Annotated in this window: 27 protein-coding genes (1 of these 27 running past the window's edge); 14 read left to right on the top strand and 13 right to left on the bottom strand. The window is 63.7% G+C overall.

Annotated features, from left to right (window positions below; genetic code table 11):
• Window positions 1-394, top strand: the final stretch of a protein-coding gene (locus tag G4G27_RS21290; protein ID WP_183110487.1) for a lipopolysaccharide biosynthesis protein. It extends 1,097 nt beyond the left edge of the window; 394 of the gene's 1,491 nt are visible here — the last part of the coding sequence; its start codon lies off the left edge, out of view; the stop codon is at window positions 392-394.
• On the opposite strand, the gene G4G27_RS21285 is transcribed toward G4G27_RS21290, so the two are convergent.
• Window positions 391-819 carry a CBS domain-containing protein gene (locus G4G27_RS21285; protein ID WP_183110486.1) on the bottom strand — a complete coding sequence of 143 codons (429 nt, stop codon included), beginning with the start codon at window positions 817-819 and terminating at the stop codon, window positions 391-393. The two genes, G4G27_RS21290 and G4G27_RS21285, sit on opposite strands and share 4 nt — an antisense overlap.
• A gap of 87 nt (window positions 820-906) precedes the next feature.
• Between G4G27_RS21285 and G4G27_RS21280 the strand changes: the two genes are divergently transcribed.
• Entirely contained in the window at window positions 907-1,182 is a 276-nt protein-coding gene (locus G4G27_RS21280; RefSeq protein WP_183110485.1) for a hypothetical protein, read from the top strand.
• A 22-nt stretch (window positions 1,183-1,204) separates the two neighbouring features.
• Here G4G27_RS21280 and G4G27_RS21275 read toward each other — a convergent pair whose 3' ends face one another.
• The 6 genes from G4G27_RS21275 to hisS all read right to left on the bottom strand — a co-directional run bounded on the left by G4G27_RS21275 (window position 1,205) and on the right by hisS (window position 8,915).
• A complete protein-coding gene (locus tag G4G27_RS21275) occupies window positions 1,205-2,764 on the bottom strand; it encodes a hypothetical protein (RefSeq protein WP_183110484.1) in 1,560 nt (519 codons plus the stop codon).
• Between the two features lie 13 nt (window positions 2,765-2,777).
• Window positions 2,778-4,166: a DUF4139 domain-containing protein gene (locus tag G4G27_RS21270; protein ID WP_183113948.1), complete on the bottom strand. Its 1,389-nt coding sequence runs from the start codon at window positions 4,164-4,166 to the stop codon at window positions 2,778-2,780.
• 139 nt (window positions 4,167-4,305) lie between these two features.
• Window positions 4,306-5,382 (bottom strand): DUF4167 domain-containing protein, encoded by a 1,077-nt coding sequence (locus G4G27_RS21265; RefSeq protein WP_244624448.1) that lies wholly within the window; start codon window positions 5,380-5,382, stop codon window positions 4,306-4,308.
• Between the two features lie 257 nt (window positions 5,383-5,639).
• The gene (prmC, locus tag G4G27_RS21260; protein ID WP_244624447.1) at window positions 5,640-6,503 is read right to left on the bottom strand and encodes a peptide chain release factor N(5)-glutamine methyltransferase; all 864 of its coding nucleotides are present in this window, start codon (window positions 6,501-6,503) and stop codon (window positions 5,640-5,642) included.
• 64 nt (window positions 6,504-6,567) lie between these two features.
• Complete coding sequence (gene prfA / locus G4G27_RS21255) at window positions 6,568-7,644, bottom strand: peptide chain release factor 1 (RefSeq protein ID WP_183110482.1); 1,077 nt, start codon at window positions 7,642-7,644, stop codon at window positions 6,568-6,570.
• Window positions 7,641-8,915, bottom strand: a complete 1,275-nt coding sequence (hisS, locus tag G4G27_RS21250) for a histidine--tRNA ligase (RefSeq protein ID WP_183110481.1) — start codon at window positions 8,913-8,915, stop codon at window positions 7,641-7,643. Before hisS ends, prfA begins: the two co-directional genes overlap by 4 nt.
• A 49-nt stretch (window positions 8,916-8,964) precedes the next feature.
• Here hisS and G4G27_RS21245 point away from each other — a divergent pair, with 49 nt between their 5' ends.
• From G4G27_RS21245 to G4G27_RS21230, 4 genes are all read left to right on the top strand, one after another.
• Window positions 8,965-9,612 (top strand): DUF1345 domain-containing protein, encoded by a 648-nt coding sequence (locus tag G4G27_RS21245; RefSeq protein ID WP_183110480.1) that lies wholly within the window; start codon window positions 8,965-8,967, stop codon window positions 9,610-9,612.
• A 126-nt stretch (window positions 9,613-9,738) separates the two neighbouring features.
• A complete protein-coding gene (locus G4G27_RS21240) occupies window positions 9,739-11,655 on the top strand; it encodes a M61 family metallopeptidase (protein ID WP_183110479.1) in 1,917 nt (638 codons plus the stop codon).
• 90 nt (window positions 11,656-11,745) lie between these two features.
• Window positions 11,746-12,285, top strand: a complete 540-nt coding sequence (gene ppa, locus G4G27_RS21235) for an inorganic diphosphatase (RefSeq protein ID WP_183110478.1) — start codon at window positions 11,746-11,748, stop codon at window positions 12,283-12,285.
• Entirely contained in the window at window positions 12,282-12,968 is a 687-nt protein-coding gene (locus tag G4G27_RS21230; protein WP_183110477.1) for a hypothetical protein, read from the top strand. The genes ppa and G4G27_RS21230 overlap by 4 nt, the downstream gene beginning before the upstream one ends.
• On the opposite strand, the gene G4G27_RS21225 is transcribed toward G4G27_RS21230, so the two are convergent.
• From G4G27_RS21225 to G4G27_RS21205, 5 genes are all read right to left on the bottom strand, one after another.
• Window positions 12,922-13,314, bottom strand: coding sequence for a TfoX/Sxy family protein (locus G4G27_RS21225; protein ID WP_183110476.1), 393 nt, complete (start codon window positions 13,312-13,314; stop codon window positions 12,922-12,924). The genes G4G27_RS21230 and G4G27_RS21225 overlap by 47 nt on opposite strands.
• Window positions 13,315-13,336: 22 nt before the next feature.
• Entirely contained in the window at window positions 13,337-13,657 is a 321-nt protein-coding gene (locus G4G27_RS21220) for a multidrug efflux SMR transporter (protein WP_183110475.1), read from the bottom strand.
• Window positions 13,657-14,139, bottom strand: a complete 483-nt coding sequence (locus G4G27_RS21215; protein ID WP_183110474.1) for a GNAT family N-acetyltransferase — start codon at window positions 14,137-14,139, stop codon at window positions 13,657-13,659. The genes G4G27_RS21220 and G4G27_RS21215 overlap by 1 nt, the downstream gene beginning before the upstream one ends.
• Window positions 14,136-15,023 carry a DMT family transporter gene (locus tag G4G27_RS21210; RefSeq protein ID WP_183110473.1) on the bottom strand — a complete coding sequence of 296 codons (888 nt, stop codon included), beginning with the start codon at window positions 15,021-15,023 and terminating at the stop codon, window positions 14,136-14,138. The genes G4G27_RS21215 and G4G27_RS21210 overlap by 4 nt, the downstream gene beginning before the upstream one ends.
• A 106-nt stretch (window positions 15,024-15,129) precedes the next feature.
• On the bottom strand, window positions 15,130-16,149 hold the full coding sequence (locus G4G27_RS21205) for a fumarylacetoacetate hydrolase family protein (protein WP_183110472.1): 1,020 nt from the start codon (window positions 16,147-16,149) through the stop codon (window positions 15,130-15,132).
• A gap of 122 nt (window positions 16,150-16,271) precedes the next feature.
• Between G4G27_RS21205 and G4G27_RS21200 the strand changes: the two genes are divergently transcribed.
• The 7 genes from G4G27_RS21200 to G4G27_RS21170 all read left to right on the top strand — a co-directional run bounded on the left by G4G27_RS21200 (window position 16,272) and on the right by G4G27_RS21170 (window position 23,689).
• The gene (locus G4G27_RS21200) at window positions 16,272-17,423 is read left to right on the top strand and encodes an acyl-CoA dehydrogenase family protein (protein ID WP_183110471.1); all 1,152 of its coding nucleotides are present in this window, start codon (window positions 16,272-16,274) and stop codon (window positions 17,421-17,423) included.
• 185 nt (window positions 17,424-17,608) lie between these two features.
• Complete coding sequence (locus G4G27_RS21195; RefSeq protein ID WP_183110470.1) at window positions 17,609-18,352, top strand: CDP-alcohol phosphatidyltransferase family protein; 744 nt, start codon at window positions 17,609-17,611, stop codon at window positions 18,350-18,352.
• A gap of 75 nt (window positions 18,353-18,427) precedes the next feature.
• A complete protein-coding gene (locus tag G4G27_RS21190; protein WP_183110469.1) occupies window positions 18,428-19,522 on the top strand; it encodes an inositol-3-phosphate synthase in 1,095 nt (364 codons plus the stop codon).
• Window positions 19,519-20,226: an NTP transferase domain-containing protein gene (locus G4G27_RS21185; RefSeq protein WP_244624446.1), complete on the top strand. Its 708-nt coding sequence runs from the start codon at window positions 19,519-19,521 to the stop codon at window positions 20,224-20,226. Before G4G27_RS21190 ends, G4G27_RS21185 begins: the two co-directional genes overlap by 4 nt.
• 169 nt (window positions 20,227-20,395) lie before the next feature.
• Window positions 20,396-21,790, top strand: coding sequence for an amidohydrolase (locus G4G27_RS21180; protein WP_183113945.1), 1,395 nt, complete (start codon window positions 20,396-20,398; stop codon window positions 21,788-21,790).
• A complete protein-coding gene (locus G4G27_RS21175; protein ID WP_183110468.1) occupies window positions 21,787-23,100 on the top strand; it encodes an amidohydrolase family protein in 1,314 nt (437 codons plus the stop codon). The genes G4G27_RS21180 and G4G27_RS21175 overlap by 4 nt, the downstream gene beginning before the upstream one ends.
• A gap of 10 nt (window positions 23,101-23,110) precedes the next feature.
• Window positions 23,111-23,689, top strand: coding sequence for a sugar O-acetyltransferase (locus G4G27_RS21170; RefSeq protein WP_202049612.1), 579 nt, complete (start codon window positions 23,111-23,113; stop codon window positions 23,687-23,689).
• Window positions 23,690-23,772: 83 nt separating this feature from the next.
• Here G4G27_RS21170 and G4G27_RS21165 read toward each other — a convergent pair whose 3' ends face one another.
• A complete protein-coding gene (locus G4G27_RS21165) occupies window positions 23,773-24,207 on the bottom strand; it encodes an Lrp/AsnC family transcriptional regulator (RefSeq protein WP_202049611.1) in 435 nt (144 codons plus the stop codon).
• A gap of 153 nt (window positions 24,208-24,360) precedes the next feature.
• On the opposite strand from G4G27_RS21165, the gene G4G27_RS21160 reads away from it, so the two are divergent.
• Window positions 24,361-25,539: an MFS transporter gene (locus tag G4G27_RS21160; protein WP_183110466.1), complete on the top strand. Its 1,179-nt coding sequence runs from the start codon at window positions 24,361-24,363 to the stop codon at window positions 25,537-25,539.

The raw sequence follows: 25,539 nt of genomic DNA, 5'->3' as shown, positions 1-25,539 counted from the left end.
TGTGCGCAACGGCGCGGTCGGTGCAGTATTGCTGTCGATTGCCTTCATGATCGGCGTGCGCTGGGGCGCGGCCGGCCTCGCCTGGGCATGGATCGCGGCTTATCCACTCTACCTCGCGATCAGCATGTGGCGCACGTTACCGGTGATCGGGACGTCGGTATCGGCCCTCGCCGAGGCTGTCGCGCCCGCCTTGTTCGCGGCGGTCGGCATGGCCCTGGTCGTGCGGCTGGTCGATGCCGCACTGCCGCCGATGGCCCCGCTGCCGCGCCTCGCGATTCTCGTGGTCACCGGGGCGATCGTCTATGGCGGCTGGCTGATGCTGTTCGCGCGGGGTGTCGTGCGCGAACTGATCGCGATCGTGCGCAAACAACCGCTCGCGGAGCCTTCCGCCTAGGCCGACTGGATATAGCTCCGCATCGCCTCGGCATCGGCCTCGATCCGGTCGATACGGTGTTTGACCAGATCGCCGATCGACACCACGCCGATCACCAGGCCATTCTCGATCACCGGCAAATGGCGAATGCGCCGCCGTGTCATCAGCGACAGTGCGCCGATCACCGCTTCCGACGGCCCGACCGTGATCGCCGGCGACGTCATCACATCGCCGATCTTCGCATCGAGCGCGGCGGCGCCATGCGCTTCGAGCCCATGAATAACGTCGCGTTCCGAAAAGATGCCGACAACGGTCGTGCCTTCCATCACCGGCACCGCACCAATGCGTCGTTGCGCCAGCAAGGCAACCGCCTCGCGCACGCTTTGATCCGTCGTCATCGATACCACATCGCGGCCCTTGCCGCCCAGGATCGCCGCGATCGTCATGTTCCGTCTCCTCTTTGCCCGCCGCCCGTCTGTCCCGAGTCTTCCGAGGTGGTTGAGGATTCCACCTTTGCGAGGCAAAGCGCAAGCATGACCAAGCCCAATGGCCTCGACGATCCCGAATATGCCGCTTTCGCATGGGCGCGGTTCCGTCGCAGCCTGTTGTGGATGGGCCTGGCAACGGCGCTGGTCATTGCGATCGCGATCGTAGGGCTGGAGCATTTCTATGGTCCGCTCGGCTGGATCGCGATCCTCGCGACGATTGGCGGGGTCGGCGGATCGGTGATGCTTGCCGCCGCGCTGATGGGCCTGGCGTTTCTCAGTTCGGGCAGTGGGCATGACGAGTCGGTCGACGATATCGATTGACCGCCCGATCGGGGTGGCCGCCCTATCTGGCTTGCTTGATCCGATAGGTCAGCCTGGCCGCGCCATTGGCCGGGATCGTCTTCGTCCAGATCGTCTTGCCGTCGCGCTTGCCGAGTTTTGCTCCGACACCATCGACCCTGGCGCCGCCGGGCGCGCCGATCTTTGCCTCATAAGCGACCGGCCAGGGATTGGCGTTGGTGACACTCAACGCGTACGTTGCGGTACGATCGTTCTCCTTGATCGTGTCGATATCGGCGGCGACCCCGACGGTCTCGTCGAGCTTGAATTCGACATCCTCGCCGGCCGCCTTATCATCGGTCGAACTCTCGCCGATCAGGATCGGGCGGCTTCCGGCATTCTCGAACACCGCGACCTGGCCGGCGGGGAGCGGCACGCCGAGTCCCTCGGCGGCACGATTCTTTGCGCGCAGGGTCAGCACCGGGTTACCGCCATTGTCCTCCCAGATGTCGCTGACATAGATCGCGGCCAGCGGCACCGCCTGTTTCGACAGAAAGGCCACCTGCTTCTGCGCTCTGGACGCAATGGTGACCGGGTCGGCAATCCGGTAGAGTTTGAAATCGCCGAGTTCTTCCTGGACCGTCCTGACTGCACCGGTCACGACGATATCCTGCGCCATTTCCGGCGCCATCATAGCCATGGGCGGCGGCGGCGGGGGAGGAGGCAGTGGTGGCACGCCCCCCCCAGAAACTTCGCGGCGCGGGAGCGGCCAGCATTTGAGATCGAGACGACCGCCACGAACATTGCCGAAGTCGCTCCAATCCGATTCGCGATTGGGCTTGCCTGCGATCACCTGCGTGCCGGCATTCACGAAACTCGTCACATCGCTCGATGCCAGCGTCACCCAGGCGAACAGATCGGCGCCGCGCCCATCGGGCCGCATCTGCACGACATAGTCGGCCTGCCAGTCGAACCCGCCGGCAAGATAGGATAGCGTCAGCGTCACCGTCCGCGCGGTCGCACTGTCGGTCAGGACCGACAGTGTCGGTTTGGCCGACAGGCCATCGGGCACGCCGTCATAGACCAGCGCCTCGGGCAAGCCGCTGCACCCGAGCGCATCGATGCCGTTGGCAAGCTGCAGAACCGCCGCGCCGCCAGCGCCCGAACGGATCGTCGCTTGTTCCTCACGCACCCTGCCGGTGGCCGGATCGGTGCGACGGATCATCACCCGTCGGCCGAGCGCACGGTCGTACAAGCTGCGCGGGCTGAGCAGGTCGGCGTCGAGATTCTTTTCGGCGACGTCCTGCGGCAGGCCCGACACGATCGCGGTTTCGGCAAAGATATTGCCCGCCACGCCTTCGAAGCGGATCGTCGCGCGACCTGCCGGGAGTAGGATCGTGCGGGTTTCGGTGATCAGCGCAAAACCTTCGGGATCATTCTTGTCGATCGCGTCATCGGCAGCGCGATTTGGCGCGCGATAGAGCGTGACCGATACGCTTTCGGGGGCGGGGGACGTGACGATTTCCTGCGCGCCGGCCGGCGCGATCGTTGCCCACAGCGCGACTACCCAGCGCGCGAGTGCCCGGCCCAGACCGCCCGTCGATCGGAATCCCGCAGCACGCATCACCGGCACCGGATCAGTAGCGTGTGTCGAACGTGGCGGTCAGCGTCGCCTCGCCATTGCCTGGGACGACGACCTGCCACACCGCCTCGTCCGCGGAGCGGCGCTCGCTCGGCTGACTTTCCCCGGAAATCTTGGTATCTTCCCAGCCACTGCCGAGCCCGGCTTGGATCAGGTCGACAGTCACCGGCTCGGGACGGGCATTGGTCAGGGTATAAGTCATGCCGGTCTTCCAGCGCGCCTTGCCGGCGCGTTCGCGCAATGTCACCACCGGCTTCACCTTGACGTCGAACGCCTCGCCCGTCTTCAGCGCAAGGCTCGATCCCATCGGCGTATGCCCGATCGCATTCTCGCCGATGAACTGCGGCTGACCCTTCGCGTCGCGAACATAGACGCGCACCGTGCCGGCCGGGAGCGCGTCGCCAAGACCGCCCTTGGCCGAACTCGAGAAGTTGAGCACGGTAGCGGCACTGCGCGGGTCGTTCGCGGCACCAAGCCAGCCGTTGCGGAATTCATAGGCCTTGCGCGCTGGGACCGCCGAGACGCTGAGAAAGCTGACCTGCTTCTGCTGGTTGGCGGCGATCGTGGTGCGATTCTTCAGCGGGTAGAGATAATAATCGCCGAGTTTTGCGCGCGCCGCCGTTTCGGTGCCGGCCTGACTATCCGGCGCCAGGCCCGGGTTGCCACCATTGCCATTGCCGCCCTTGCCGGGGTTGCCGGCGACGAGCACCGTATCGGTATTGTAATAGGTGACGTCGTCATTGTTGCGCAATGTCACCCAGCCCTGCACGTCGATCGTGCGCTTCGCCTCGTCGAACAGTGCGACATAGTCCGCGCTCCATCCAAAGCCGCCCGACAGATAGCTGAGCGTCACCGGACGCGCCCCGCCCGCCTTGGTGTCGAGCGTCACCGATAGGGTCGGGCGTGCGCGCAAGTTGGGCGGGAGCGAATCGAACAGCACGCGAACCGGCAGGCCGTCTTCGCGCAGCACCTCGATGCGATTGCCGATCTGTAGCACGACGCCATCGTTCGACGCGAGCACCCTGGCTGCTTCGCGCGTCTCGACGCCGGTCGCCGGATTGGTGCGCAGCAGCGTGACCGTCTGGCCGACCGCCTTGTCCATCAGTGCTTCGGGGCTGAGGAGGTCATAATCGTAATTCTGCTCGACGATTTCCGTGCCCTCCGCACTGAGCCGCACCGTGGCGGGACGGATGCTGCTCGAGACATCGGCGAAATCCTGCCGCGACACGCCAGACGGCAGATTGATCTGGCGCGTGTCCTGGATCAGCGCGACGCCGTTGGAATAGATCGTCAACGCGACATCGCCCTGGGCGGTTTTGGGTGCCGTCTGCGCCGTGGCTACGCATGGAATCAAGGCCAAGACCGCGCCGATCCAGTACCGCATCATCACTCTCCCCCTAGCCTATTCCGGTCATGCTAGACGGCAAACGTGACAGGTCAACGGCAAGTCTGTGACCTGAAACGGAAAAGGCCGGCCCGGTGGTTACCGGGCCGGCCTTTTACCGCTTCGATCGATCAGCCGATCACTCGGCGATGGTCGATTCGTCCGCTGCCGGCCGTACACGGCGCGCGCGGGGCTTTTTCTCGGCCACCGGCTCGGCATCGGGCACGATCGCCGAGATACCCAGCGACGGCGGCAGACGGTCTGCCTCGAAAACGGGCGCATCGGCTCGACTCTCGGCCGGCACCTCACGCCGCGGACGACCGCGACGCTTGGGCTCTTCCTGCTGCGGCGCCGCTTCGGGCTGGACCATTTCTTCCTGACGCGGCACGGCGTCCTGGCGAGGTGCGCGTTCCGGCCGTGGAGCACGCTCCAGACGCGGCGCACGCTCTTCGCGGCGAACCGGAGCAGCGCCTTCGTCGTCCTGTGCATAGCTCGGACGATTTACACGCTCATTGCCGCCCCGGTCATTGCCCAGGCGATCATTGTTCTGACGATCGTTGCCCTGACGATCGTTATTGGGCCGATCGTTATTGGAGCGATCACTGTTCGGGCGATCGTTGCGTTCGTACCGATCATTGGCCTGACGCTGCGGGCGATCGCCGTTCTGACGATCAGCACGGTCGTTATTGTCGCCGCGATCGTCGCGGACATAACGGTCGGCACGCTCGGGCCGATCACCACGGTCGTTATCGCCGTTGTTGCCATTGGCATTGCCCCGCGCCGGACGGCGGTCGTCGTCATATTGACCGTTGCCGTTCTGGCCGCCACCTTGGGCATAGCCCTGGTTCTGGCGCTCCGGCGGACGCTGCTCGACGCGAGCGACGGGCTCGCCGTCATCGTCATATTCCTGCTCGTCCTCATCGAACGCCGCGCCACCATTCTGGCGGCGATTGTCCTCGAAGCGCGAACGCGTTTCGGCGAGCACACGGAAATAATGGTCCGCGAACTGCAGATAATATTCGGTGTTGACGCGGTCGCCCTGCATCTGTGCGTCGCGCGCCAGCGTCTTGTATTTCTCGAGCAGCTGGCTCGCGTTGCCGCGCGCCCGGTTGTCGATACGGTTGCCGTTATCCGGGCGGCCCGAATTACCCTGCGGGCGCTGTTGCTGCCCGCCACGACCGCGACGGCGGCCGGCCTGACGATTATTATTAATCAAGTGCTGTTGTCCTGTCCTTCGAAACCAACCTGGTCGTGCTCCGCAACAATGTGGATGCAATGCTCCTTGGCCCGTGCTCGCCGACCTTCGGCGAAACGAGCCTGTCCCGACCGCCGGACTGCAGCGGTGCGATGACGAAGGAGATGGGCAACAGCCCGTTTTCAACCAGTTATGGTGAAAGCGCGTGCCCCTCCCCGTTCAATAGCGGCTGGCGCGTCAATCTCCAAGCGGAAATATGTGTCTTGATTATGACCGGTTCAAGTCGCGACCAGCGCACGCGGGTGCCCGGCGAGATCGTGGCGCAGCGCGACGGCAAAGCCCTGCGCCTCAAGCAGCGCGCTGACCGCCTCGGCCTGGCTCATGCCGATCTCCAGGATCGCAGCGCCACCGGGCGCCAGCAGCGCCCGGAGTTGCGGCGCGATGACGCGATAATCGTCAAGCCCGTCCGGCCCGGCAAACAGCGCGCCCGCCGGTTCATGGTCGCGCACCTCGGCGGGAAGGTCGTCGTCCGTAGCGATATAGGGCGGATTGGCGAGGATCAGGTCGAACTCCCCCTTCAATCCTTCGGCCCAGTTGCCGGCGCGGAATATCGCACGATCCGTCACGCCGAGCGCTTCCGCATTTGTCTGGGCGTAACCCAGCGCCTGACCGGAGGCATCAACACCCAGCCCATGCGCCTCGGGCCATTGGTCGAGCGCGGCGAGCAACAAAGTGCCCGGCCCAGTGCCAAGATCGAGAATGCGCAGCGGCGCGAGATCATCGCCGAAATGCTCGACCGCCGCCTCGATCAATGTCTCGCTATCGGCGCGCGGCACCAGCGCGCCGGGACCGACAAGCAACTCGATCGTCCAGAAGGCGCGTGTGCCGGTGATATAGGCGATCGGTTCATGCGCGAGGCGGCGGGTAACGAGCGGCGCGAAGCTTGCCGGCGTGTCGCTATCGAGATGGCTGAGGAGCAGTTTCTCACGCGTGATGCCGAGCGCGTGAGCCATCAACAGTTCTGCGTCGAGCCTTGGGGTTTGCGAGGTACCGGCTAAGGCTGCGGTTGCGGTCCCGAGGGCCGCCCTTACTCCCTCTCCCCCTCGGGGAGAGGGGCAGTGTGTCTCGCGACCGCCCCGCACTTCCCCTCTCCCGACTTCGCTGCGCTCGCCTGCCCTCTCCCCGGAGGGGAGAGGGCTATCGGAATCAGGCCGCATCCAAAGTCGCCAGCCGTTCGGCCTCGTCCTCGGCGATCAGCGCGCTGATCAGCTCGTTCATATCGCCCTCGAGGATCTCGGGCAGGCGGTGGAGGGTCAGGTTGATGCGGTGGTCGGTGACGCGCCCCTGCGGGAAATTATAGGTGCGGATGCGCTCCGAGCGGTCGCCCGATCCGACCATCGATTTGCGCGCACCGGCGCGTTCATTGTGCAACCGCTCGCGCTCAGCCTCATAGAGCCGCGTGCGCAGCACCTTGAGCGCCTTGGCCTTGTTCTTGTGCTGCGACTTCTCGTCCTGCTGAATCACCACCAGCCCGGTCGGGATATGCACGATGCGCACCGCGCTGTCGGTGGTGTTGACCGATTGCCCGCCCGGTCCGGACGAGCGATACACGTCGATGCGCAGATCCTTGTCGTCGATCTTGACGTCAACCTCTTCCGCTTCAGGCAAGACCGCGACAGTCGCCGCCGAGGTATGGATGCGCCCGCCCGCCTCGGTGGTGGGCACACGTTGCACGCGGTGCACGCCGCTTTCGAACTTCAATCGCGCGAACACGCCCTTGCCCTCGACCGAAGCGACCGCTTCCTTGAAGCCGCCGGCCTCCGAACTCGATGCGGAGATCAGCTCGACCCGCCAGCCCTGGCTCTCGGCATAGCGCTGGTACATACGGAACAGGTCGCCGGCGAACAAAGCCGCCTCGTCGCCACCGGTGCCGGCGCGGATTTCGAGCATCGCGGCGCGCTCATCGGCGGCATCGCGCGGCAGCAGCGAGAGCGCCAGCGCCCGCTCGGCGGCAGGCAGGGTCTCGCGGATCGCCTCGATCTCCTCGCGCGCCATCTGCTTGATCTCGGGGTCGGCATCGCCCTCCATGGTGGCGAGCACGTTGAGTTCGGCGCGCAGTCGCCGCACTTCGCCCGCCGCGCGCGCGACGGGTTCGAGCTCGGCATATTCCTTGGACACCGCGACAAAGCGGTCGCTGGGCAAGTCGCCGGTCGCCATTAGCGCCTGCAACTCATCGCGCCGCGCCTCGATCTGCGCGATCCGTGCTGCGGAGATTGCGGTCATCTGGTACCGCTATAAAGGTTCGAAACGCCCAACGCCGTTTGTACTCTTGCCGCGATGTCTCGCACGCCCTCAATGTCGTTGCCCAAGTACTTCAGATACAAGTCGCCGCTCGGTTCGTTCTCATCGCGCAAGAACAAAATTGCTCCGGCATTGCGTTTGATCGCGAGTTCGGTGCGGCGTTTGGCATTCCCCCGGAAGGCCAAATCGCACGAAATACCCGCCCTACGTAGCTGAGCCACTATCCCAATCGCCCGTTCTTCAAATTCGGCGCGATCAGGGACAACGGCAACTTCGAAATTTTCGGCATCCGGCTCGTCCAGCAACATCGCCAGCCGCTCGATACCGGCCGCCCAGCCGATCCCCGGCGTCTCCGGTCCGCCGAGCGAACCGATCAGCCCGTCATAGCGTCCACCGGCCAGCACTGTGCCCTGCGCACCCAACCGGTCAGTGACGAACTCGAACGCGGTATGCCGGTAATAATCGAGCCCGCGCACCAGCCGCGAATTGCGCGTCCAGGCGACGCCGGCGGCGTCGAGGCCCTTGGCCACGCTCTCGAAGAACCCGCCCGCTTCGGACGTCAGGTAAGAGTCGATATCGGGCGCGGCGTCGGCGATCGGTCGGTCCTTCGGATCCTTGCTGTCGAGGATGCGTAGCGGATTACGCGTTAGCCGGTCCTTGCTGTCCTGCGACAGATCGCCTTCGTGCTGCTCAAAATGGGTAACCAGCGCGGCGCGCCACGCGTCGCGCGTTTCGGCATCGCCGAGCGTGTTGAGCTGCAAGGTCACGCCATCGCTGATCTTCAACTCGCGCAGCAATTGGTCGGCAAAGACGAGCAGCTCGATATCCGCCGCCGCCTCAGGCGCGCCGATGATCTCGGCATCGATCTGGTGGAACTGGCGATAGCGGCCCTTTTGCGGACGTTCGTAGCGGAACACCGGGCCATGCGTGACCAGCTTCAACGGCGCATATTGCTGCCAGCCCTCGGTCAGATAGGCGCGCGCGATGCCGGCGGTGAATTCGGGCCGTAAGGTGAGCGAGTCTCCGCCGCGATCCTCGAAACTGTACATCTCCTTCGACACGACATCGGTCGTCTCGCCGAGCGAGCGCGCGAACACCGCGGTCGATTCGAAGATCGGCACCTCGACGCGCTGGAAACAATAAAGTCGGCGGACATATTCGAATGCATCGACAACGCGCGCGAAACGACGCTGCTCCTCGCCAAAGATATCCTGCGTGCCGCGAATGCGTTTGGGGGTTTCGATGCGTGCCATGTGCGGCTGCTCTCTATGCGAGCGCGGGAAGGAGCGCTAGACCTTCGAGATGGCGCTGAAAAACCTGGGTCTCGGCAACAAGATCGCGCCGCCGCGCTTTCTGACATTTGTGCTGGTCTTCATAATGGGGTTGATCGTGCTGATCCCGATCCCCGCATTGGGCAAGGGCCTCGGCACGATGGCGGCGTTCGACATTGCCGCTGCCGCCTTCCTTGCGCTGGTCACGCCGCTGCTCGGCAGCGAAGCGAAGGACATGCGCCGGCACGCCAGGGACAATGACGCAAACCGCGCGCTCTTGCTCGCGCTCACCGCGACGGTGACGACAGTGATCCTCGTCTCGGTCGTGAGCGAAATGTTGGGCGGCAAAAGCAGCAGCTTCGGCGCGGCGATGATCGTCGTCACGCTGATCCTCGCCTGGCTGTTCTCCAATACCGTCTACGCGCTGCACTATGCGCACCTCTTCTATGTCGATAATGGCAAAGGCAAGGATAGCGGCGGAGTCGATATCCCCGCCACCGGTGAGCCCGATTATTGGGATTTCGTCTATTTCAGCTTCACGCTCGGCATGACCTTCCAGACGTCCGATGTGGAGATAAGCTCGCCACGTATCCGCCGTGTGGTGGTCGGCCATTGCCTCGCCGCTTTCATCTTCAACATCGGCGTGCTTGCCTTTACCATCAACGTATTGGGCGGCTGAGATAAAGTCGGCGCCGTTCGCACGGCCGACGCAAACGGCGCTTGGGCGGCTGCGGGGCTGGACGGTCGCTGTATTGCGGGCTTAAGCCACGCACATCCTCCCCCTTTGCCGAAAGGCCAGTCCCCTATGATCCGTCCGTTGTTTGCCGCCACGCTGCTCGCGTCCACCGCGCTGCTGGGAACGCCCGTACTCGCCGAGAATTCGAAACCGCAGCCGGTGCCTTATGTCGACACGATCCCGGCGGCACGCGATATCGCCTATCCCGGCACGATCACGCTCGACGTCGATGCGACCGACACCAAGCGCGGCATCTTCACGGTCAAGGAAACAATCCCGGTGCGCGAAGCGGGGCCGATGGTCCTGCTCTATCCGAAATGGCTACCCGGCGCGCACAGTCCGCGTGGCGAGATCGAGAAGCTCGCGGCCCTGAAGATCAGCGCCAATGGCAAGCCGGTGCCGTGGAAGCGCGATCCGGTGGACGTATTCGCTTTCCATATCGACGTGCCGAAGGGCGCGAAGAATATCGATATCGACCTGAAATTCCTCTCGGCAACCAAGGCCGACCAGGGCCGTATCGTGGTGACGCCGCGCATGCTCAGCCTGCAGTTCAATTCGATGAGCCTTTATCCGGCGGGCTATTTCACGCGTCAGATTCCGATCAAGGCGAGCGTAAGATATCCCGATGGCTGGACCGCCGCATCGGCGCTGCCGTCCAAGCTGGTCGGATCGACCTATGCTTATGAAAAGACCAATTACGAAGTGCTGGTCGATTCTCCGGTGCTCGCCGGGCGCTATTTCAAACGCTGGGAACTGTCGCCGCGCGTCAATCTCAACGTCGTCGCCGACACGCCCGAAGAACTGGTCGCCACGCCCGAACAGATCGACGTGCACAAGAAGCTAGTCGATCAGGCGGTCAGGAATTTCGGCGCGCAGCATTACGACAATTATGAATTCCTGCTGTCGATCAGCGACGATCTGGGCGGCATCGGGCTTGAACATCACCGCTCATCCGAAAACGGTGTGAAGCCCGGTTATTTCACCAAATGGAAAGACGGCCCGGGATCGCGCAACCTGTTGCCGCATGAATTCACGCATAGCTGGGATGGCAAGTTCCGCCGCGGCGCCGATCTGTGGACGCCCGATTTCCGTACCCCGATGCGCGGCAGCTTGTTGTGGGTCTATGAAGGTCAGACGCAATTCTGGGGATATGTGCTGCAGGCGCGATCGGGGATCGTGTCGAAACAGGATACGCTCGACATGTACGCCTCGATCCTCGCCAGCCTGGACAATCGCCCGGCACGCGACTGGCGGCCGATGGTCGACACCACCAACGACCCCGTGATGTCGCAGCGCAAGCCCAAGGGCTGGACCAGCTATCAGCGCTCCGAGGATTATTACAATGAAGGCCTGCTGATCTGGATGGAGGTCGATTCGATCCTGCGCAAGCAATCGGGCGGGACCAAATCGATCGACGACTTCGCGAAAGCGTTTTTCGGTATCAACGACGGCGACTGGGGTCAGGTAACCTACACTTTCGACGATGTGGTTGCGACGCTAAACGCGATTCAGCCCTATGACTGGAACGGCTTTCTCGGCACGCGGATCAACGAAACCGGCGCACCTGCCCCGCTCGGCGGGTTTGTCGCCAACGGCTACCGGCTGATCTATACCGACGAGCCGACGCCGGCGTTCAAGAACAGCGAGACGACCGGCAAGAAGACCGACCTGACCTATTCGCTGGGACTGGTGATCGACAAGGACGGCGAGATCACCTCGGTCGGCTGGGACAGCCCGGCCTACAAGTCGGGACTCGACATCGGCACCAAGGTGATGGCGGTCAACGATCTCGCCTATAGCGATACGGTGTTGAAGGCGGCGATCGTTGCGGCAAAGACCTCAAAGGACTCGATCCGGTTGCTGGTCAAAAATGGCGAGCGGCTCGATACGGTTTCCATCGACTATCATGGTGGCCCGCGTTATCCGCGCCTGGAAAAGATCGGCACCGGAGAGGGTGGCCTGGATAAGCTTTTGTCGCCCCGCTGACGCGGGGACGTGCGGCGCCGGTCCGCTTTCCCTCTCGCCGGGAGGGAAAGCAGGCCGGCGCCGCGCCCTGAACGCAGTGAAGGATCCAAAATGCGTATCGATATGATTCCGGTCGGCGATGATCCGCCGAACAGCCTCAACGTCATCATCGAGGTGCCGGTCGGCGGCGAGCCGGTGAAATATGAATTCGACAAGGCGAGCGGCGCATTGTTCGTCGATCGCATCCTGCACACGCCGATGCGCTATCCGGCGAATTACGGCTTCATTCCGCACACCTTGTCGCCCGACGGCGACGCGCTCGACGCGCTGGTCATCGCGCGATCGCCGTTCATTCCGGGCAGCGTGGTTCGGGTTCGCCCGATCGGCGTGCTCAAGCTGGAAGACGAAGCGGGCGGCGATGAAAAGCTCATCACCGTGCCGGTCGACACGACCTTCCCCTATTACACCGACGTCGGCGAACGCGGCGACCTGCCATCGATCGTGCTCGCACAGATCGAGCATTTCTTCACCCACTACAAGGATCTGGAACCCCAGAAATGGGTGCGGATCGGCAATTGGGGCGATGCCGAGGAAGCGCGGCGGATCGTGATGGAAGCGATCGACGCCGCAAAGGCAGCCAAGGACGCGTGAGCGACCGGACGGCCTGGCGGTTCTGCGCGGCGGCCGGTGTCGTCGCGTTCTTCTGCTCCTGGCTGTTCGGTCAAATCCCCGGTCTGGTCGCATGCGGCCCGACCGGGGGTCTTAGCCCGATCATCGCGTTCGAATTCGTACGCACCCCGGCGGATGTCGCGACGCTGTTCGGCAGCGATCCGTGTCGGTCGGCGCTGGTCGCGGCGCAGAAGACGGGCCTGTTGCTCGACGAATTCGGCTTTATCCCAGCCTATACTGCTTTTCTGGTCCTCGGCACCTGGGCAACGCGCGCGCGGGGCTTCTGGCCTATGGCTGTGGTGGTGGCGCTGACCATCGCCGGCGTCAGCGATGAGGTCGAAGGCGTCATCCTTTATTTCATCTTGCGCGACCTGCCGGGCACCCAGACGCTAATCGATTGGCTGTGGTGGGCGGTGCATGTCAAGTTCGTGCTGCTGGCACTGGGCACGATGTGTATCGGCCCATTGCTGGCGCTGTCGAAAGGGCGACTGGCGGGGTTCTTTGGCATACCCATTTGGGCTGGCGCAGTGGCCGCGTTTTACGGGCTTGGCCATTTCCCCAATACGACAATGATGACCGGCTTTGTCCTCGCCTGGGTCGCTTTACTCGTTGCGGCGCTTATCGCGTCGTTCGCGCCCCGGTTTTTTTCACCTCGCCCTTCCTAGACTTTGCTTTCTTGGACGGTGCGCGCATCCCGGCCGCCAGCGCCAGCCCCGCCCATTCCCTGAGCGCATCGGCATCGTCGTACACATCGTCGGGCGCGCGGCGATAGTTCATCGACGCGATACTCCCGTCACGCCTCTCCATGGCAAAGCGGGGACAGCCGGCTGCGTCCCAGGCGGCGTCGCTCTCGCCATCCGCCTTGAACCACAGCGCATCCCGGCTGCTGATCGCGAAAATCGTCCCGTCGAGATAAAGCGTCGCGCCGCCCATCATACGGCGCATCGTCACCGTACCGATCGGCGCCATCGCCTCGGCCACCCAGTCGATCAGGCCTGTATCGAGCGCCATCCTGTCCTCCTCCCCAGTCTTCTTAATGCCCCGACGTCAGCTTGAGCCCGGCGATGCACAACACCACACCAAGGATCAGCAACAGACGCGGCAAGCTCGCCGGTTCGCCGAACCAGACGATGCCGACCAGTACCGTGCCAAGCGCGCCGATCCCACCCCATACCGCATAGGCCGTACCCATCGGAATCGACCGCGACGCGACTTCCAGCAACGCCATCGACAGCGCCACCGAAGCAAGGAAACCCAGCGTCCAGGGTAGATTACGAAAGCCATCGACATAACGAAGACAGGTGGTGAAGCCGATCTCGAAACAGCCGCCGACGATCAGCAGAACCCAGGCCATCAGCCCCTGCCCGCCAATCTGGCAAGCGCTTCGCCCGACACACGTTGCGTGGTCCATTCATCCATCGCCTCAGCCCCCATCGCGCGGTAGAAATCGATCGCGCGGACATTCCAGTCGAGCACCGCCCATTCGAACCGCGCGCAGCCGCGATCGACCGCCAGCCCGGCAAGATGGACGAGCAAGGCCTTGCCCGCCCCCGAGCCGCGCGCCGCCGGGGTGACATAGAGATCCTCCAGCCAGATTCCGCGCACCCCGGTCCAGGTCGAGAAATTGTGGAAGAACACCGCCATGCCGACGGCCACGCCGTCCCGCTCGGCGATCACCGCTTCGGCCGCCGGGTGCGGACCGAACAGCGCGTCTTGCAGATGCGGTGCGGTCGCAGTGACCGCATCGGGCTCGCGCTCGAATTCGGCGAGCTCGCGCACGAAACCCAGGATCCTAGCGACATCGGCGGGAATGGCGGAACGGATGATAATGCTCATATGGCGGCCTCCACATTGGAAATTGCGACGGGGCGGCGGCGCGCCGCGATCACGCACCCGATGATGATCAGCGCGGCACCGGCCAGCGTGAAAAGCGAGACGGTTTCGCCGAACACCAGCCAGCCGAGCAGCGCGGCCCACAGGAAAGACGTATATTCGGTCGGTGCGAGATAACTCGCCTCGCCCCGCGCATAGGCCCAGCTGAGCAGCAACAGCGAGCCGACCGCGAGCAATGCCGCGCCGACCATCGCCGGCGCATGGACTAGGTCCGGCACCGCGGCCAGCCAGGGTGCCGCGAGCGCGAGGATCCCTGCGACGATCGCGCTCTGGAAAAAGGCGATCTCGATCGGCCCGGCAAGCTGCGCCTGCTGCCGCATCAGGATGATATTATACGCATAGCACACCGCCGAGATCAGGATCGCGATCGTGCCGAGCAGCGCCTCATGCCCGAGTTCGGCGCGGGCCTGCCCGGCCAGGATGATGCCGACCCCCGCGATCGCCAGCAGCGAGGCGATGATCGCGGTCCGCCCGATATGCTCCTTGAGCAGGACAGCGGCGAGGAACAGCGCGATCAGCGGCGCGATAAACGCGAGCGCCACCGCCTGTGCCATCGGCACCCGCGCCAGGCCCCAGAAAAAGGTCACCGCCATCACCGCCGACACGCCGCCGCGAATCAGATGGACGCGCATCACCGCCTTTGCCGGCCAGGCGGTTCGCGTCGCAAGGAACAGCACACCGCTGATCGCGACCCCCGCCAGGTTGCGCCACAGCAACGTGTTATAGGCGCCGATCGCAAGCGTCAGCCCCTTCATCAACGCGTCCATGCACGAGAACAAGGCGATGCCTAGTGTCGCGATGGCGAAGGCGGTGGTGCTTGGCTTCATATCGAGCGCGATAGCCGCGCTCGATCGTCACGTCACCACAACGAATTCCCCGCCGACAAGTATCAAGACCGCCGCATCGCCACCCGCTGAAGGAGAAGGCTCGGGCTCAGCCGCCGACCACTTGCTCGATCACCCCGAAGATCGGGTGGTGCTTGTCGTCTTCCGCCCAGATACGCACCGTGTCGCCCTTGGTCAGGAACGGGGTGACCGCTTTGCCACCCTTGATCGTCTCGACCGTTCGCACCTCGGCGAGGCAGGAATAACCCACGCCGCCATCGGCGATCGGCTTGCCCGGCCCGCCATCGGCGTCGCGATTCGACACGGTGCCCGAACCGATGATCGTGCCCGCGCCAAGCGCGCGCGATTTGGCCGCGTGCGCGATCAGCGTGCCGAAATCGAAGGTCATGTCCTCGCCCGCCTCGGCGCGGCCGAACGGCTTGCCGTTGAGATCGACCATCAGTTTGCGATGGAGCTTGCCGTCCTTCCACCAGTCGCCAAGCGCATCGGGGGTGACGAACACCGGCGAGAAGGCACTGGCCGGCTTGGACTGGAAGAAACCGAAACCCTTGGCGAGCTCATCCGGGATCAGGTTGCGCAAGCTGACATCGTTGGTCAGGCCGACCAGCCGCACCGCGTCCAACGCCTGTTCGCGGGTCGCACCGAGCGGCACGTCGCCGGTCACCACCACCACTTCGGCCTCGAGGTCGCAGCCCCATGCCTCATCGGCGAGCGGAATCGGGTCGCGGGGTCCGAGGAAACCATCCGAACCGCCCTGATACATGAGCGGATCGTGCCAGAAGCTTTCGGGCATTTCCGCGCCCCGCGCCTGCCGCACCAGAGCGACATGATTCACATAAGCCGAACCATCGGCCCATTGATAAGCGCGCGGCAACGGCGACGCGGCGTCGTTTTCGTGGAAACGCCGCATCGGGATCATCTCATGTTCGAGATCGGTCGCGAGATTCTGCAGAGCGGGCAGCAACCGGTCCCAATCGTCGAGCGCTCCCTGGAGTGTCGGGACGATATGGCTGGCATCGGCGTACCAGGCGAGGTCGTTGGAGACGATGACGAGTTTTCCGTCGCGCCCTTGTTTTGGGTCGGCGGACTTGAGGCTGGCCAGTTTCATGCGGTCTCCTGGGATTTTGCCTAAGCATACCCCCCTCATACGCGCTGTCGAGCGCTACCCGCTTGACCTATACGTCAAGTACGACCAAACCGGAGAAAAGGTTTCAAGAGAGGACTGATCCCATGCTCGACGCCATCCCCGGCCGCTTCGCTTATAATGAAGACCATGAAGCGTTCCGTCAGACGGTGCGCAGCTTCCTGCAAAAGGAAGGCGTGCCCAATGTCGCGACCTGGGAAGAAAACCGCCTTGTACCGAAGGAATTCTGGCGCAAGGCGGGCGAGATCGGGATGCTGTGCCCGACTGTGCCGGAGGAATATGGCGGTCTCGGCCTCGACTTCGGGTACAATTCGATCGTCAACGAAGAGCTTGCCTATAATGGCGTGCCCGCCGGTTTCACGCTGCACAGCGACATCGTCTGCGACTATATCGTCGCTTACGGATCGGACGAGCAAAAGGCGCATTGGCTGCCGCGCTTCGTGTCGGGCGAAACGATCACCGCGATCGCGATGACCGAGCCGGGCACCGGATCCGACCTGCAGGCGATCCGCACCTCGGCCAAGAAGGACGGTAATCATTATGTCGTCAATGGCTCCAAGACCTACATCACCAACGGCCAGAATGCCGACCTGATCCTGGTCGTCGCCAAGACCGATCCCGATGCCAAGCCGGCCTATAAGGGTATGTCGATCCTGCTGATTGAAAGCGACCGCGAGGGATTCAAGCGCGGGCGCAAGCTCGACAAGATCGGCCAGGATGCCGCCGACACCTCCGAACTGTTCTTCGAGGACGTGCGCGTGCCGATGACCAATTGTCTGGGCGAGGAAGGCAAGGGCTTCATCTATCTGATGAGCCAGCTGCCGCAGGAGCGGCTGTCGATCGCGGTCGGGACACAGGCGTCGGCGCAAAAGGCATTCGACGAGACGGTCGAATTCACCAAGAGCCGCAAGGCGTTTGCCGGCATGGTGTTCGATTTCCAGAATACGCGCTTCGTGCTCGCCGACATCAAATCGAAGCTGCAGGTCGGCTGGGCGCATCTCGACTGGGCGATCGCGCGTCACCTGAAAGGCGAACTGACTCCGGTCGAGGGTGCCGCGGCCAAGCTGTGGCACACCGAGCTGCAATGGGAGGTGATGGATAAGTGCCTGCAGCTCCATGGCGGCGCCGGTTATATGAACGAATATCCGATCGCGCGGATGTGGCGTGCCGCGCGCGTCAGCCGGATTTATGGCGGAACCAACGAGATTATGAAGGAGTTGATCGGGCGGAGTCTTTAGCTCTTTACGGCGGTGACGGGGTGGCTACGTCACCGTTCGTCGCGTCGTCTCTTGCAAAAACACTGCCTTATCGGCATGACGGCGATCCGATGACACCCCCAACGCCTGACGGCACCCGAGACAGGCGGATAGAAGATCCAACCAATCTCTGGCTGATCCACCCTACCGCACGGCGGCTCCTTCCGGTGGCGCTTGCATGGCGCGTCTCCGCCAATGCGGTATCGGTCATTGGTCTCGCTCTCGGCATCGGGGCGGCCATCGCTTATTGGAATTGGGATACGCCGCTCGCTGCGGTCCTCGGCCTGATCTTGTCGATCGGCTGGCTCATCGCCGATGGCCTGGACGGCATGGTTGCGCGCGCGACTCAGACCGCCAGCCCCTTTGGCCGCCTGCTCGACGGCGTGTGCGATCACGGCGTTTTCATCCTCATTTATATCGTGATCGCCACCTCGATCGGCACCGGCGAAGGCTGGGCGCTGGCAGTCACCGCAGGTGCTGCGCACATCATTCAGTCGAGCCTGTACGAGGCGGAGCGCGCACGCTTCCATCGCCGGCTGCGTGGTGATTCGGGCGAATCACCGCCGGCCCGGACCGGCGGCCTGCTCGAACGTGGTTATGACGCGATCTCGCATGTCGTCGACCGGCTCGCCGATCCGTTCGACCGGGCACTGCGGTCGAATCGCGACCCCGCTCGCTTTGGCGCCGATTACGGCCTGCGCGCTGCGCCGGTGATGAAATTGATGGCGCTGGAAAGCGCCAATATGCGCGTTCTGGCGATCTTCGTCGCCTGCCTGGTGGGCAATCCCCGCCTGTTCTGGTGGTTCGAGATCGTACCGTTAACCCTCTTGATCATTGCCACGCTCGTCTGGCATCGGCGCGTCGAAGCCGACCTGGTGCATCCGGGCGGCGCCGCACCCGTGAATACATGACCATCGGCACCTATATGGTCGCCATCCGCTACACCATCATTTGAACATTTGAATATCGAAGGGGCTACCTCAATCATGAAAACCATCAATGTCGCAGTGATCGGCATCGGCAACTGCGCCAGCTCGCTGGTCCAGGGCCTGGCATTCTACCACAAGGGGTCGAACGACCATGTCGGCCTGATGCATTGGGACCTGGGCGGCTACAAGCCGAGCGACATCAAGGTCGTCGCAGCCTGGGACGTCGATACGCGCAAGGTCGGCGTCGACGTGTCCGATGCGATCTTCGCCAAGCCGAACTGCACCGCGGTGTTCTGCGCCGATGTGCCGCCAAGCGGCGTCAAGGTGAAGATGGGCAATGTCCTGGACGGCGTGGCCGAGCATATGGCCGATTATGCCGATGACCGTACCTTCATCGTCGCCGACCTGCCCCAGCCGACCAAGGCCGAAGTCGTCGCCGCGCTGCGCGAGAGCAAGGCCGATGTGCTGATGAACTATCTGCCGGTCGGCAGCCAGAAGGCGACCGAATTCTATGCCGAATGCGCGCTCGAAGCGGGCGTTGCCTTCGTCAACAACATCCCTGTCTTCATCGCCAGCGACGCCGTCTGGGCCAAGCGCTTCGAGGATGCCGGCGTGCCGATCGTCGGTGACGACATCAAGGCGCAGCTCGGCGCGACGATCGTCCACCGCGTGCTGACCGACCTGTTCGCCAAGCGCGGCGTGAAGCTCGACCGCACCTATCAGCTCAATACCGGCGGCAATACCGACTTCCTCAACATGTCGAACCATCGTCGCCTGGAATCGAAGAAGATTTCCAAGACCGAAGCGGTGCAATCGGTCGCGGCAGAGCGCCTGACCGACGACAATGTGCACATCGGCCCGAGCGATTATGTCGCGTGGCAGAACGACAACAAGGTCTGCTTCCTGCGCATGGAAGGCCAGATGTTCGGCGGCGTGCCGATGAACCTGGAACTGCGCCTCTCGGTCGAGGACAGCCCCAATTCGGCCGGCGTCGCGATCGACATGATCCGCTGCGCGAAGCTCGCCAGCGATCGCGGCATGGGCGGCCCGATCCATCCGGCATCGGCCTATTTCTGCAAGCATCCTCCGATCCAGATGACCGACGATCTGGCGCAGCTTGCGGTTGAAGACTTCATCGCCGCCGCTGCGTGAATCGAATCACGACGGCGGTACTGCTCGCGGCGGGTGCCGGCACCCGCCTGCGATCGGCCGCCGAGTCCAAACCACTCTGCGTCGTGGGCGGAAAACCGCTGATCGACCATGCGATCGAACGCATGGCATCAGCGGGGATCGCCCGAATTATCGTCACGACCGGTTACCGTGCCGAAGCGATCGAGGCGCATCTTGCGTCGCGTGACTGGCCGGTCACCGTCGAGACCGCGCTGACCGCCGACTGGCGTCAGCCCAACGGTGTGTCCGCACTAGCCGCCGCACCGTTGCTGGCGGGCGACGCTACATTGCTGGCGATGTGCGACCATCTGGCCGATCCGAAGCTCTACGCGAGAATGGCCGATACGGGCGCGGGCGACGGGCTCAATCTCGGCATCGATCGCCGGCTCGGGCATCCCTGGGTCGACCCCGATGACGTGACTTTCGTCGCCACTGAGGGCGACCGAATCGTCGCGATCGGCAAGGGCATGGCGCCGCATGATTGCTACGACACCGGCGTGTTCGCGGTCGGGGCGCCGTTCTTCGCCGCGCTCGAAAACCTGGCCGAGCCGTCGATCACCGACGCGGTACGCTTGCTCGCCGCCGATCGCGCCGCGGGCGTGGTCGATTGCAGCGATATCGACTGGATCGATGTCGACGATCCCAAGGCGCTTGCCGCCGCCGAAGCCTGGCTCGCCGGCGACTGATTTTCGACAAGGCGCGGTTGACACGGCAGTTGACATGGGGGCCGCGCTAACGGATTTCAGGCGCTTCCCGGGACAACGCCGGGTCCGATAAACAGGGGGCGTCATGGCGAACGGGTTTCGGGCAGCACAGGAGTTGCGTGCCGCGAAGAGGGGGCCACGCGCCGCGCTGATGGCCTGTGCGATGGCCGCTCTGCTCTCGGCCTGCGCCACCGACGCCAATGCCGACAAGCCGAAGAGCGCAAGCGACTCCGCACCACGCAAAAGCCTCAGCCACGATCCCTATCCCTCGACCTACAAAGCCTATCCCGGCACCCCGACGGTGATCACCAATGTCACCATCTTCGATGGCGAGGGCGGCACCTTCAGCAACGGATCGGTACTGTTCGCCGACGGCAAGATCGTCGCATTGGGCGCGTCCGACTTCACCGTGCCCGAAGGCGCGACGGTGGTCGATGGCACCGGCAAGGTCGTGACGCCCGGTATCATCGATATCCATAGCCATCTCGGCGATTACCCCTCGCCCGGGGTCGAAGCCAATTCGGACGGCAATGAAGCGACCGGGCCGATCACCGCCGATGTCTGGGCCGAACACAGCGTCTGGCCACAGGATCCGGGGTTCAGCCGCGCGCTGACCAATGGCGGAGTCACCACGCTGCAAATCCTGCCCGGGTCGGCCAATCTGATGGGCGGACGGTCGGTCGTGCTCAAGAATGTCTATGCGCGCACCATGCAGGGCATGAAATTCCCCGGCGCGCCGTACGGCCTGAAGATGGCCTGCGGCGAGAATCCCAAACGCGTCTATGGCGGCAAGGGCCGCCAGCCCTCGACCCGGATGGGCAATATCGCGGTCGATCGCCAGACTTGGGCCAAGGCGGTCGAGTATAAGCGCAAATGGGACAAGTACGAGAAGGAGGGCGGCGACGCACCGACCCGCGACATCGCGATGGACACGCTGCGCGGCGTGCTCGACGGCGAAATCCTCGTCCAGAATCACTGCTACCGCGCCGACGAAATGGCCATCGTCATGGATATGGCCAAAGAGTTCGGCTATCATGTCGCCGCGTTCCACCATGCGGTCGAGGCCTATAAGATCGGCGACCTGTTGAAGCAGAACGGCACTTGCGCGGCGGTCTGGGCCGACTGGTGGGGCTTCAAGATGGAAAGCTATGACGCGATCAGCGAGAATCTCGCGCTGCTGCAAAAGGCTGGCGCCTGCGCGATGATCCATAGCGACGACGAGAACGGCATCCAGCGTTTGAACCAGGAAGTCGCTAAGGCGCTGGCCGCCGGGCGGCGCGCGGGGATCGACATTTCGGACGCCGTGGCGTGGGAATGGCTGACGATCAACCCGGCAAAGGCGCTCGGCATCGCTGACCGCACCGGTAGCCTGAAGCCGGGCAAGATGGCCGATGTCGTGCTGTGGAACGGCAATCCGTTCAGCGTCTATTCGCGCCCTGAAAAGGTCTGGATCGATGGCGCCCTGCTGTACGATGCGAACAATCCGAAACTCCGGCCGGTGTCCGATTTCGAGCTTGGCCAGCCCGGCGCGGGAGATGTGAAGTGAAGCGCCTTCTGCTCTGCGCCGTCGCGCCCCTGACATTGATTGGCACGGCAACTCCGGCTGCCGCGCAATCGGTCGCGATCGTCAATGCGAAGCTGGTGATCGGCGACGGATCGGCACCGATCGAGCGTGGCACCGTCGTGGTGCGCGATGGCAAGATCGTCGCAGCAGGCGCAGCCATCGCCACTCCTGCCGGCATTGAGACGGTCGATGCCGGCGGCCGCTGGGTCACACCCGGCATCGTCGCCGGCTTCACTCGCATGGGTATCATCGAAGTCGACGGCGTTTCGCAGACCAATGATTCGGGCGCATCGAGCAGCCCGTTCCATGCCGCGATCGATATCGCGCCGGCGGTCAATCCCAAGTCGAGTTCGATCCCGCTCAATCGCGCCGAGGGCGTGACTCGCGCTATCGTCGCGCCGGACAATAACGGTTCGGTCTTTGCCGGCATGGGCGCGGTGATCGATCTCGGCGCGGATCGCGACGCGGTAACGCGCGCGCGTGCCTTCCAGTTCATGGAATATGGCGAATCCGGCGCACGCGCCGGCGGCGGCAGCCGCGCATCGGCGATCCTGCAGTTCCGCAACGCGCTAGTCCAGGCGCGCGATTATGCGCGCAACCCGGCGGGCTATGCCGATCTCGGCAAGGATGCGTTGCTCACCCGCGCCGATGCCGAAGCGCTCGGTGCAGTGGTGAGCGGCCGCATGCCGCTGCTGATCCATGTCGAACGCGCCTCCGACATTTTGGTGCTGCTCGACCTCAAAAAAGAAATGCCTGCGCTGAAGCTGGTGTTCGTCGGCGCGGCGGAAGGCTGGATCGTGGCGCCACAGATTGCAGCCGCGCGCGTGCCGGTGATCGCCAGCGCGCTGACCGACCTGCCCGCGTCGTTCGAGCAGCTTGGATCGACTCAGTCGAACATCGGCCGGATGAAGGCGGCGGGCGTGCAGGTCGGGATCGGCATGATCAACGACAATGAAGCGCGCCAGGCGCGGCTCGAAAAACAATATGCCGGAAACCTTGTCGCCTTGACGAAATTGCCCGGCGCGACCGGACTCGACTGGAACAGCGCCTTTGCCGCGATCAGCTCAATTCCGGCCGAAGCGATCGGCATGGGCGGCGAGATCGGCTCGCTGCGCCCCGGCCGGCGCGGCGATGTGGTGATCTGGAGCGGCGACCCGCTCGAACTCGATACGGCTGCGCTCTCGGTTTATATCGATGGGGTCAAACAACCGCTCGAGACGCGCCAGGGCATGCTGCGCGATCGCTATCTGGTGCCGCAGGAGGGAGCATTGCCCAAGGCGTATCAGCGCTGAGGGTGCGGGCATGGCCCGAGGAAAACAACGAATGTCGAATGACAACGGCACAAGGATTATTCCCAGGAGGACGCCGGAATCGGCAGCCATGGTGGCGAGCGTCAAGCGGGCGATGGCGATCACCCCGATCCTCAACCGTTTGACGTTCGACGATGCGGACGAAATCCGAGCAATGTTCAGCGATTTGATCGGCAACAGGGTGGACGACAGTTTTTCGCTGATCCCGCCATTCTATACGACCGGCGGCGAGAATATCCGCGTTGGACGCAATGTGTTCATAAACCAGAATTGCACCATGTACGACCTTGGCGGGATCGACATCGCCGATGACGTAATGATCGGGCCGAACGTCAGCATCATTACGTCGGGTCATCCGGTCGAACCTTCCCGGCGGCGCGACTTCGTGATCGCAAAGCCTATCGTGATTGAGAGGAACGTCTGGATCGCAGCCGGCGTAACGATCATCGGCGGGGTAACGATAGGCGAAAATTCTGTTGTGGCGGCGGGTTCGGTGGTCACCGGGGATATCCTCCCCAACACTCTTGTCGGCGGAAACCCGGCAAGGGTCATCCGTTCGATTGGCGACTGAGAAGGTCGCAAAGTCAGCCATAGGCTGCGGCGGCTTCGCATGATTTCCAGTCATTCACGGCAGGCCGAACCATCAGGCGGAAATTACCCGGCCTCCGGGAAATCGGTGATACCGGCCTGTGATGTGCGCTCCAGATAGGTCGACAGGACAACATAGCTGCGCGTGCTCCTGATGCCCGGCATTGCGTAGAGCCGCGCAAGCAACGCCTCCAATGCGAGACCGGACGCGCAACGCACCTTGAGCAGCATACCGGTATCGCCGGCGACCGAGTGGATCTCCTCGACCTCAGGCAGTTCGGCCCACGCCATCAGTTCTGCGGTTTTGCACCAGCCGGTGTTGTCGACATGGACGAAGGCGAGCAATGGCTTGCCGATTGCGGCGGCGTCGAGCACCGCGACCGTGCGGCGCAGGCACCCCGACGCGCGCAGCTTCTTCACCCGGTCATGAACCGCGGGCGCCGACAAGCCGACCATCTGGCCGAGCTCCACATAGCTGACATCCGCATTGGCGGCGAGCACGCCTAATATTTTTCGGTCCAAACCATCGATAGGCCGCCCGATCGGCTGCGCTTGCCGAACAATATCTGTTTTTTCCGTACCCGACATTTTTGCCCTTTCCTGAATTTCATTCGTAGTTTTCAATGAAAAGCCGAATGAAATTAGGACGCAAACATGGCAATGCGCAAGCTAATCTCGTTGGCCGGATCGATCGCGGTGATCGGTGCAAACTCGCTGGCGTTGAGCCCGATCGCTGGCACGGTCGCGCACTCCTTTGCCGGCGCTGATGCGCCGGACGTGATGAATGCCGCCGTGATCTACGGCCTTGCGACCGCCGCAAGTGCGTTGCTGCTCGCTCCCACGATCGATCGGGTCGGGCACCGGGCGGCGCTCATCCGCTCGCTATTGGTTCTGACGGCGGGGCTCGTCTTGTCGGCCTTCGCGCCAAACCTGGTCGTGTTTTGCCTTGCTCAGGCGCTTGCGGGGCTGGCGGCGGGATGTGCGCTGCCGGCGATCTACGCTTTATCGGCGCTGGTTGCCGAGAAAGGACGCGAGAGCGAGACGCTGGGATGGGTCCTCACCGGATGGACCGTCAGCCTGGTGCTCGGCGTCAGCCTGTCCGCCATTATCGCCGATTTCATCCATTGGCGCCTTGTATTCGCTTTGCTTGCGGTCGCGGCCGGCGGGCTGGTCGCGAAGGCTGGCCGTAGCCGGGACCTGGCTTTCCCGCTTCCGTCCTCCGCTCTTTCGCTGCGCGCGAATTCACCGCTAACCGCGCTACGCGTGCCGGGCATCGCCCCAGCGCTGCTGACGGTCGCCACTTATATGACCGCCTTTTACGGCCTTTACGCTTATCTCGGTCCGCACCTCACCGGCCCCTTGCAGCTCTCGACAACGATGGCCGGCCTCGCGCCTGCCGCCTACGGGCTGGGCTTCGGGGTTGCAGCATTCGCGGATCGCTTGCTCGACCGCTATGGCTCAGCCGCTACAGCGCCGGTCGCGTTTATGGGGCTCGGGCTCGTCTATTTCGCGCTGGCCGCGGCTTCGGACCATGCGGCGATTCTCATCATCCTCTGCCTGGTTTGGGGTGTCGCCAACCATATCGGCCTTAACCTGATCGTCGGCTGGCTGACTGCGCTCGACGGCCAGCTGCGCGGTGCGATTCTGGGCCTTTATAGCGCCGTTACCTATCTCGCCGTCTCGGCTGGTGCATTTTTCTACCGGCCACTGTTCGGGCAGTTCGGCTTTACCGGCTGCGCGCTCGCATCGGCTTGCTGCATCGCGCCCGCACTCGCGCTGTCGCTGCAGAGGCGGTCGGGATTCCCGTCACTTGTCCGTGGGAATGGAGGTTGA

Origin of the sequence: Sphingomonas sp. So64.6b (genome assembly GCF_014171475.1) — a bacterium.
Taxonomy (GTDB): domain Bacteria; phylum Pseudomonadota; class Alphaproteobacteria; order Sphingomonadales; family Sphingomonadaceae; genus Sphingomonas; species Sphingomonas alpina_A.
This window is presented reverse-complemented; position numbering and strand designations above follow the sequence as displayed.

Excerpts from the sequence above, each read along its gene's own strand:
- G4G27_RS21285 (WP_183110486.1), bottom strand. The coding sequence starts at position 819 with ATGACGATCGCGGCGATCCTGGGCGGCAAGGGCCGCGATGTGGTATCG.
- G4G27_RS21280 (WP_183110485.1), top strand. The coding sequence starts at position 907 with ATGACCAAGCCCAATGGCCTCGACGATCCCGAATATGCCGCTTTCGCA.
- G4G27_RS21275 (WP_183110484.1), bottom strand. The coding sequence starts at position 2,764 with ATGCGTGCTGCGGGATTCCGATCGACGGGCGGTCTGGGCCGGGCACTC.
- G4G27_RS21270 (WP_183113948.1), bottom strand. The coding sequence starts at position 4,166 with ATGCGGTACTGGATCGGCGCGGTCTTGGCCTTGATTCCATGCGTAGCC.
- prfA (WP_183110482.1), bottom strand. The coding sequence starts at position 7,644 with ATGACCGCAATCTCCGCAGCACGGATCGCGCAGATCGAGGCGCGGCGC.
- hisS (WP_183110481.1), bottom strand. The coding sequence starts at position 8,915 with ATGGCACGCATCGAAACCCCCAAACGCATTCGCGGCACGCAGGATATC.
- G4G27_RS21245 (WP_183110480.1), top strand. The coding sequence starts at position 8,965 with ATGGCGCTGAAAAACCTGGGTCTCGGCAACAAGATCGCGCCGCCGCGC.
- G4G27_RS21240 (WP_183110479.1), top strand. The coding sequence starts at position 9,739 with ATGATCCGTCCGTTGTTTGCCGCCACGCTGCTCGCGTCCACCGCGCTG.
- ppa (WP_183110478.1), top strand. The coding sequence starts at position 11,746 with ATGCGTATCGATATGATTCCGGTCGGCGATGATCCGCCGAACAGCCTC.
- G4G27_RS21225 (WP_183110476.1), bottom strand. The coding sequence starts at position 13,314 with ATGGCGCTCGATACAGGCCTGATCGACTGGGTGGCCGAGGCGATGGCG.
- G4G27_RS21220 (WP_183110475.1), bottom strand. The coding sequence starts at position 13,657 with ATGGCCTGGGTTCTGCTGATCGTCGGCGGCTGTTTCGAGATCGGCTTC.
- G4G27_RS21215 (WP_183110474.1), bottom strand. The coding sequence starts at position 14,139 with ATGAGCATTATCATCCGTTCCGCCATTCCCGCCGATGTCGCTAGGATC.
- G4G27_RS21210 (WP_183110473.1), bottom strand. The coding sequence starts at position 15,023 with ATGAAGCCAAGCACCACCGCCTTCGCCATCGCGACACTAGGCATCGCC.
- G4G27_RS21205 (WP_183110472.1), bottom strand. The coding sequence starts at position 16,149 with ATGAAACTGGCCAGCCTCAAGTCCGCCGACCCAAAACAAGGGCGCGAC.
- G4G27_RS21200 (WP_183110471.1), top strand. The coding sequence starts at position 16,272 with ATGCTCGACGCCATCCCCGGCCGCTTCGCTTATAATGAAGACCATGAA.
- G4G27_RS21190 (WP_183110469.1), top strand. The coding sequence starts at position 18,428 with ATGAAAACCATCAATGTCGCAGTGATCGGCATCGGCAACTGCGCCAGC.
- G4G27_RS21180 (WP_183113945.1), top strand. The coding sequence starts at position 20,396 with ATGGCCTGTGCGATGGCCGCTCTGCTCTCGGCCTGCGCCACCGACGCC.
- G4G27_RS21170 (WP_202049612.1), top strand. The coding sequence starts at position 23,111 with ATGGCCCGAGGAAAACAACGAATGTCGAATGACAACGGCACAAGGATT.
- G4G27_RS21160 (WP_183110466.1), top strand. The coding sequence starts at position 24,361 with ATGGCAATGCGCAAGCTAATCTCGTTGGCCGGATCGATCGCGGTGATC.